The following is an 8070-nucleotide window of genomic DNA, read 5'->3' as shown; positions in this document are numbered from 1 at the left end:
TTGCATAGATCGCGCCGCCATAGTTATCCGCATCTTGTGTCCCGTCTGCCTTTCCACCTGTAAGCGTCAGGTTTTCAAGGGTGAGCGTTTTGTCGCTTTCCACTTTAGAGGTTTACACCAATTATTTTACAATATATTCTAAAATTCTTTCATAACGACCTCTTTCAGTATCTGCTATTCCGATCGAAATATACTTCGCTGAGTTTAGGATAAAGACGTATATCTTTGACGAGATTGTTGCGCTCTTTAACAGGAAAGAGCAGAAAAGTTAGTCTTTCGGTGTCATCCGCACCGTGTGAGACTGTTCAAAAACCGAAAACCCATCGACCTTTTATGTAAGGACATGATTTACCCATATCCCTAAAGCGGATCACAAAACAGTTTTTTCGAGATATTCCTGCTATTTCTTTAACAGCTTGCGTAAAGGATTCCAGTTCTTTTTTTCCATCTCGGTTTTTTGCATCAAGTGTTTCACATTTTCCATAACCTTGGTGATGATGGGCTGCTGCGAAAGATCGACTAAAAAGAACGAAAGCGTTCCGGTAGTAGAAAACACAGGATGACACAGAGCATCTTCTCCTTGCTGCGTTGCAGACCTCGTTTGAACTGCTTTTTGGAATGCTTCTTTGATACTGACGGAAGGGGCTATTTCCGTTAGTAAATCCCCCTTCTTGCATCCGGTGGAGGCTTGAGCTTTCGGTGAAAAGTCGAGTATCTCACCCGTTAAATTGACCACCACAAGCGGGAGATCAATAATGTGCAACAAGTCACTCACAAGACCATTCAATCCTGCAATTTTCACGCTCTTTTGTTCGCTGATCTTATATGCTTCATCAAGCGCTTCCCGCAATGCAAAGCCGAGATTTCCGAGCTTTTTTGCACGGGACTCAGAAAGCACCCCATTGAGCTGGATTGCCTTGGTCAGCATTAAAAAGTCATTCTTTTTTTGCTTCGCATAGACCAAAACCGCTATCAACAGCACAAACTGTAAACCGGCAGCAATAAAGCCGAAAAAAAGAATAAGCTCAGAGGCGCTTTTTAGCTGGGACTGCATACCGATTCTATACCCCCATATAGCCACCAACAGTATAAGCAAGAATGAAAAAAAGACAGCTGCAATAAGTTTTCCTTTCTTAATAATAATCATAATCTATATACATCCTTTAATGAGGTATCGAAGGAAACTGAAAAACTATTCTATAGCCCCTATAAACGGATATGCTTCTTCCTTACAAAATAACCCGATAAGGCGCGCTATCTTAGCGATTTTGCCTACATATTCCGAAATTCAGCAATTTTTTCATTACTGCCAAGGAGGAACAAGGTATCTCCGCTTTGCAACACAAAATTATCATCCGGCTCATACATAACTTGCCGGTTAAGCGGATTGCCGACAGCATCAATATCCAACTCAAGCCGAACAATAGCCAATACCCGTAGGTGAAATTTTTCTTGCAGAGCAGCCTGAAGCAGTGTTTTATCAATAAAAAAGCGAGGCACTTTCACTTCACTAATGCTGTATTCTTCCGTCACTGTTATCGAATTGATTGATTCGGGATTGATCAGCTCATTGGTGATACGAGTTGCAGATTCTTCTTCGATTTTTAAAACCCTATTTGCACCAACCCGCTTTAGAACAATAGCATGGAGAGGAGAGACAGCCCGTGCAACAATATAAGGAATTTCCCGTTCTTTTAAAAGCGTGGTTGTTAAAATACTTGCCTCTTTATTGTCGCCGATAGCAACAATCGCCACGTCAATATCATCGAGCGGAGCCTTCCTGAGTGCATTTTCATCAGTGGTATCAATCACCATAGCAGCAGGAACAATTTTCTTGATGCGGTCTACCGCCTGCACCTCATGGTCGAATGCAACAACGGAACCGCCCCCTTCTACCAGCATTTCACAAATCCTGATACCAAATTCTCCTAAGCCGATAACGGCAAAATTCTGCTTTACTTCCATACAATTATCCTCTGTAGCGCTAAAGGGAAGCACACCAACGTGTTTCCATAATGGAATAAACCGCTGCACATTTTGCGGAATTTGGTCTCTTCATCTGATGAAATTCCCCTAATGGGGAGACAATAGACCTGTTCGATAACTGTGTTTTCGAACAGATCGACGGGTTCTAAATCGTACAAACGGCACGATTTAGAACATCGCATTTCAAAGTAACCCGTTCAGAAACATAAGTTTCCGAACAGGTTTAATCTTAAAATACACAAATGTTTTTAGAGACTCGCGACAAAAAAGCCGCCTTAAGTATTGTACCAAAGACGGCTCACCAGATGCCCTGCTTACAAACCGAGCAGCTCATAAGAGCAGCCGAGTAAGCAAGCGCACTTATAACTTGCAAGGAACACCCAACAGGAGTCATCTCCTAGAAACATCGCTCCAGCTTTAGGGATACCCTATCTTGCACTCAGCGCCTCCCGGACAAACCCCCTGAGAGGCACCGGCAGTTTTTTATCTTATTTTCCTTTTTTCTGCTCAATCGCAGCCTGTGCAGCAGCAAGGCGGGCAATCGGAACACGGAAGGGAGATGCCGAAACATAGGACATACCGGCACGGCAGCAGAATTTAACAGACTCAAGGTCTCCGCCGTGTTCACCGCAGATACCAACCTTCAATTCAGGACGGGCTGAACGACCTTTTGCAATTCCTTCTTTCACAAGTAGTCCCACACCTTCCTGGTCTAAGGACTGGAAGGGATCAGCAGGGAATACCCCAGCCTTCTGCTCATCGACATACGCCGGTAAGAATTTTGCAGCATCATCACGGCTGATACCAAGCGTCATCTGTGTCAAGTCATTGGTACCAAAAGAGAAGAATTCAGCACGGGATGCAATCTTATCTGCCAACAACGCAGCACGCGGAGTTTCAATCATCGTACCGACCAAATACTTAACATCAGCGCCGTTCTTTTCGATAACAGCATCGGCAACACTACGGACACGCTGTTCGAGGAGGGTAAATTCCTTGGGATCGATGGTAAGCGGGATCATAATCTCCGGCAATACCGTTACACCTTTCTTCTGCATATTGCACGCAGCGGAAATAATAGCGGTTACCTGCATTTCCAGAATTTCAGGATAGGTAACAGCCAAACGGCAGCCGCGGTGTCCAAGCATTGGATTTGCTTCGTGGAGCTGTTCAACCCGTTCCTTTACACTTGCAAAGCTGATATTGAGAGCTTCAGCGAGTTTCTGCTGCCCTTCTTTATCATGCGGAACAAATTCATGAAGCGGCGGGTCGATCAAGCGGATGGTTACCCCCTTACCGTCCATAACTTTGAAGATACCTTCAAAGTCCTTTGTCTGGATAGGAAGCAGCTTAGCCAATGCCTTTTTCCGTCCTTCGGTGCTGTCTGCAACGATCATCTCACGGATTGCAAGGATGCGCTTTTCATCATTAAAGAACATATGTTCCGTGCGGCAAAGTCCAATACCTTCAGCGCCATGCTCCAATGCAACCTTTGCATCTTCCGGCTGATCTGCATTAGTGCGTACCTTGATAGTACGGATTTCATCAACCCACTGCATCAGTGTTTTATATGATTCAGGCTGTTTTGCTGCAACTAATTTCAGCTCACCGATATACACATCGCCCTTTGTACCGTCCAGAGTGATAAAGTCGCCTTCTTTAAGTGCCTTACCGTTATAGCTGCATTCGCCTTTTTCGTAATCGATTACGAGCTTTTCGCAGCCGACAATACAGCACTTACCCCAACCGCGTGCAACAACTGCTGCGTGGCTGGTCTTTCCGCCGGTTGCCGTTAAGATACCCTGTGCAGCATGCATACCGCCAACGTCTTCAGGGCTGGTTTCCTTACGCACGAGTATGGCCTTTTCTTTCTTTGCAGCAAGCTCTTCAGCCTTTGCAGCAGAGAAACAAATCTTGCCGGAAGCAGCGCCCGGAACAGCGGCAATCCCGCTCACCAATAATGCTTCTTTAAGATTCGGCTGCTTATAGTCGATAGCAGGATAGAAGATACCTTCAATATCGCTTGACTTAATGCGCATAATGGCTTCTTCTTTTGTGATAAGCCCTTCGTTTACCATATCGACAGCCATTCTAAATGCAGCTGCCGGAGAGCGCTTTCCCGTGCGGCACTGGAGCATATAGAGGGTTCCTTCTTCTACGGTAAACTCCATGTCCTGCATATCTTTGTAGTGCTTTTCAAGCAATGCGCGCACCTCACAGAGCTGATCATACGCTTTTTTGTCTTCTTTTTCAAATTCGGACAGCTTGATGGGGGTGCGGATACCTGCAACAACATCTTCACCCTGTGCATTAAAGAGGTAGTCGCCGTAGAAGACGTTCTCACCGCTGTTCGGATCACGGGTAAAGCACACACCGGTTCCCGACGTACTTCCCTTGTTACCGAATACCATCTGCATAACGTTGACAGCAGTACCTTTAATACCAACCAGGTTTTCTACGCGGCGATAGGTAACAGCTTTTTCAGCCATCCATGAATTAAACACAGCACCGATTGCACCCCACAGCTGCTCAATAGGATCCTGGGGGAAATCTACACCGATCTCTTTCTTATACAATACCTTGAATTTTGCGATAACCTCTGCAAGTTCATCTTCGTTTACATCAGTATCGCCGACCTTTGTGCCTTCGGCGATATTCAACCGTTTGCGGGTCAGTTTTTCCTTTACTTCATCAAAAAGTGAATCAAACTTGAGCCGGTCAACACCCATTGCGGTTGAACCATACATCATAATAAAGCGGCGGTATGCGTCCATTGCAAAGCGGCGGTTCGAAGTTTTATTTGCCAAGCCTTCTACCGATTTATCGGTTAAGCCGAGGTTCAAAATCGTTTCCATCATACCGGGCATCGAAACGGGAGCGCCGGAGCGGACGGAAACCAACAGCGGGTCATTAGGATCGCCTAATTTTTTTCCAGCAGCTTTTTCAAGCTCCCGAAGATTATCTTCAACAGCCTTTGCAAGACCATCCGGATATGTTTTTCCGTTTGCATAGTAAAGCTGACAAACTTCCGTTGTAATAGTAAAGCCTGCGGGTACCGGTAATTTTGCGCGGGTCATTTCTGCCAAACCGGCACCTTTACCGCCCAAAAGCTGCTTCATTTCTCCATTTCCTTCAGCTGTACCGTTGCCGAAGAAATATACATACTTTTGTTCTGCCATTAGTTCCTTCCTTAAAAAGTGAATAAAATAGAGAGACGCTTACAGTCTCCATTCTAGAGATGTCTTACTGTATAAACAATGCACCTATTTTATAGTGTATGGTAATATATGTCAACGCCTCGATTTTAGAACAGCAGCCTTCCCCGCTCCTACGTCACGGATCGGCAAGAGACGGTGCTTCCTCCGCACTATAAACGAAAATTTACCCTCCGCGCGAATCATTTCCACACGGAACAAGTCGGTAGAGGTTGCAGTTTTTAGCCGTTTTTGCATCGGCGGCATATAACAGAGTATATGTATACCACTGAATATGAAGGCTTGCTGAACCTTGAACATGAAGCAGCGCTGCCCGACACGGAAGCATGTCCGCTTATCTTTGAATCGGATAACCCCGACTACAGCTTGGAGAAAACAGCTGATGCCGTTGCCGTATGTGCACGGACGGTATTTGGGATTTCAACACTCTATCCATGGCAGCGGCTTGCCATTGCGAATATTCTGGATGCCGTTCATGCAGCAGAAGCGGCTTCTCAAGGAGCGGATATGGCATCTCCAGCTACCTGCGCAACAGCAAAACAGCACACTGCCAACAGTTATGCGGTGTTTCAGCCTCCAGATATACTTGATCAACGAGGTGATAGTGATACTGCAAGCAGAGATTTAAGTGAACTCTACGACGAAGATGGCGTTTTACGCGGCAGACAGATCATTCTATTGCCGACCGGCGCGGGAAAATCGCTGTGTTTCCAAGTTCCGGCGCTCCTTTTGGATAAGCCAACACTCATTATTTATCCCCTGCTTGCCTTGATGAGCGATCAGATGCGCCGGATATGCGAGGCAAACCTTGAGCCGGTGATCTTTCGCGGCGGTCAGAGCGCTGAGGAGCGGGAAGCTCAATATGCCCGGCTGGAAGGCAGCGATGGAAAAGCCCCCGCACAGTTGATTATCGCCAATCCCGAAATCCTCACGCAGGAGGCAGTACTCAGCCGTATTGCGAAGCGCGGCATTGCCCATCTTGCAATCGACGAAGCGCACTGTGTCAGCGAATGGGGGGATAGCTTCCGTCCTGCATACCTCACGCTCAAACACGTGATTGATACACTCAATCCGCCCGCCGTTACCGCCTTCACTGCAACTGCAGGAACCCAAGTATTACAGCGGATCAGCGAAGTTCTGTTTGACGGGCAAGCCCACGTCGTGCGCGGGGAGTCAGACCGTACCAATATCAGCTATTATGTACGGCAATGCCGCGTTAAACCGCCTGCTCTTTTACAGGAAGTACAACAGCGCCAGCGTCCCATGGTGATTTTCTGCGCAACCCGGAACGGAACTGAGCAAACTGCCGCCTTTTTACGCTATACCCTGCATGATACTGATATTCGGTTTTATCATGCAGGCTTGCAGCGGGACGAAAAAACAGAGGTAGAACAATGGTTCCACGGACATGACCGCGCCATATTGGTTACCACCTGTGCATGGGGAATGGGAGTTGATAAAAAAAATGTACGCACAGTGATCCACCTCAATGCATCCCCAACTGCCGAAGCGTATATACAGGAAGCAGGGCGCGGAGGGAGGGATGGCAGTCCTTCACAGGCTGTACTCTTATGGAGTGTGGAAGATAAAAAGCGAATCGCACAGCTGCCTGAAAAACAGCGGAAGCGGGCTGAGGTGCTGGCAGTATTTGCGGAAAGCGGACGCTGCAGACGGGAAGTACTTCTTGAGGCGCTTGGAGAAAAAAGAGCCGTCCCGCTCCATGCAGGGGACGAAAGCATTGCCTGCTCCGGCTGTGATATATGCCAAGGAACAGCGCAGCTCTACCCGCAGGATGAGCAGAAATTGATCAGCTTTATCAGCCGGCACAAACGGCAGTACACCGGTATGCAGCTCATACAAGTTTTGTTGCCGTATATGCCGCTGTGGAGAGCGGGAGACTTGTCAAAGCTTATAACGCAGTTGCTCGCCGAACACAAAATCCGTCCGGCACAAACCTTGTTGTGGAAAGGCGCTCTCACGTGTGAGGAGAAAGGCGATAACAAGATGATTTCACTATAGAGATAGCGAGGGAACAAAAGAGGTTTAAGAAAAATTTACCCTATAAAATTATCTGTGTAAATCAACACCCCCGACGCAGAGTATCGGGACACAGTGCGAAATGTTTCGCACTGTGTGTGCGATCCGGCACGGATGCCATCGTTCAAAAATGTACAACGAATGTATATTTTTGACAAGGCGGCTGCACTCGGCTTTAATACCCTCATGTTAAACGCGGCATGTGAGCATTAATCCTCCGCACGAATAACTGAAAATATGATAGGACAATACTATTGGACCACCTGCCCCCCTTGCCTGTTTTATTCGTGATGATGCTCTCCGTGGTGATTGCACTGGGCGTTCGGATTATTCTTGAGCGTTCCTGCTAAAAAAGCTTCAACGGCTTCATCCGGAGAGCCAGTAATTCCGGCAAGCTGATTAATTCCAGCATTATTGAGCGCATCAACAGCACCTTGTCCACGGTTGCCTAAGATGAGGGTTTCAACGCCAAGGCTTTTCAGGTATGCGGCTAAATCGTGATGGCCGAAACCGCCGTTATCAATTACCTCAGTTTTCGTTACTTTTCCAGCTTCAATTGTGTAAACTTTAAAATGCTGTGTTTTTCCAAAATGCTGGAATACTGAATTCGTTACAATATCATAAGTTGCTGCAATTTTCATATTTTTTGGTTATATCATAATTCTTGAAGTTTGTCTAAAGGTTTGTATAATTCTTAGTTAGACAGACAACCCCTGTGGGCTGATAAAGTAACATAAGAATGACCTATTTTACTAACGGCAAAATAGAATTTAATTTAAGTAAGTAAGTAATCAAAATTAAGCGACAGTATAGGAGTATTTAATGAACAAGT

5 protein-coding genes are annotated in these 8070 nt (G+C 46.3%); 1 reads left to right on the top strand and 4 read right to left on the bottom strand.

What is annotated here, in order from left to right; all coding sequences use genetic code 11:
- Nucleotides 1-400 precede the first annotated feature (400 nt).
- The 3 genes from ACTTJ8_RS10800 to ppdK form a co-directional block, all read right to left on the bottom strand.
- The gene (locus tag ACTTJ8_RS10800; protein ID WP_442716856.1) at nucleotides 401-1147 is read right to left on the bottom strand and encodes a hypothetical protein; all 747 of its coding nucleotides are present in this window, start codon (nucleotides 1145-1147) and stop codon (nucleotides 401-403) included.
- Between the two features lie 125 nt (nucleotides 1148-1272).
- Nucleotides 1273-1965: a potassium channel family protein gene (locus ACTTJ8_RS10795; protein WP_442716854.1), complete on the bottom strand. Its 693-nt coding sequence runs from the start codon at nucleotides 1963-1965 to the stop codon at nucleotides 1273-1275.
- Between the two features lie 509 nt (nucleotides 1966-2474).
- A complete protein-coding gene (gene ppdK / locus ACTTJ8_RS10790) occupies nucleotides 2475-5165 on the bottom strand; it encodes a pyruvate, phosphate dikinase (protein ID WP_442716853.1) in 2691 nt (896 codons plus the stop codon).
- Nucleotides 5166-5459: 294 nt separating this feature from the next.
- On the opposite strand from ppdK, the gene ACTTJ8_RS10785 reads away from it, so the two are divergent.
- Nucleotides 5460-7220, top strand: coding sequence for a RecQ family ATP-dependent DNA helicase (locus ACTTJ8_RS10785; RefSeq protein ID WP_442721182.1), 1761 nt, complete (start codon nucleotides 5460-5462; stop codon nucleotides 7218-7220).
- A 299-nt stretch (nucleotides 7221-7519) separates the two neighbouring features.
- Here the strand turns inward: ACTTJ8_RS10785 and ACTTJ8_RS10780 are convergent, their stop codons facing one another.
- The gene (locus ACTTJ8_RS10780; RefSeq protein WP_442716851.1) at nucleotides 7520-7879 is read right to left on the bottom strand and encodes a NifB/NifX family molybdenum-iron cluster-binding protein; all 360 of its coding nucleotides are present in this window, start codon (nucleotides 7877-7879) and stop codon (nucleotides 7520-7522) included.
- Nucleotides 7880-8070 lie beyond the last annotated feature (191 nt).

Source organism: Treponema sp. (genome assembly GCF_052169735.1).
In the GTDB taxonomy this organism is placed as follows: Bacteria; Spirochaetota; Spirochaetia; order Treponematales; family Treponemataceae; genus Treponema.
Note: the sequence above shows the minus strand (reverse complement) of the source record. Positions and strands in the feature narration are given on the sequence as shown.

What these genes read in the sequence shown, in the direction of transcription:
- ACTTJ8_RS10800 (WP_442716856.1), bottom strand. Translation starts at nt 1,147, where the DNA reads ATGATTATTATTAAGAAAGGAAAACTTATTGCAGCTGTCTTTTTTTCA.
- ACTTJ8_RS10795 (WP_442716854.1), bottom strand. Translation starts at nt 1,965, where the DNA reads ATGGAAGTAAAGCAGAATTTTGCCGTTATCGGCTTAGGAGAATTTGGT.
- ppdK (WP_442716853.1), bottom strand. Translation starts at nt 5,165, where the DNA reads ATGGCAGAACAAAAGTATGTATATTTCTTCGGCAACGGTACAGCTGAA.
- ACTTJ8_RS10785 (WP_442721182.1), top strand. Translation starts at nt 5,460, where the DNA reads ATGTATACCACTGAATATGAAGGCTTGCTGAACCTTGAACATGAAGCA.
- ACTTJ8_RS10780 (WP_442716851.1), bottom strand. Translation starts at nt 7,879, where the DNA reads ATGAAAATTGCAGCAACTTATGATATTGTAACGAATTCAGTATTCCAG.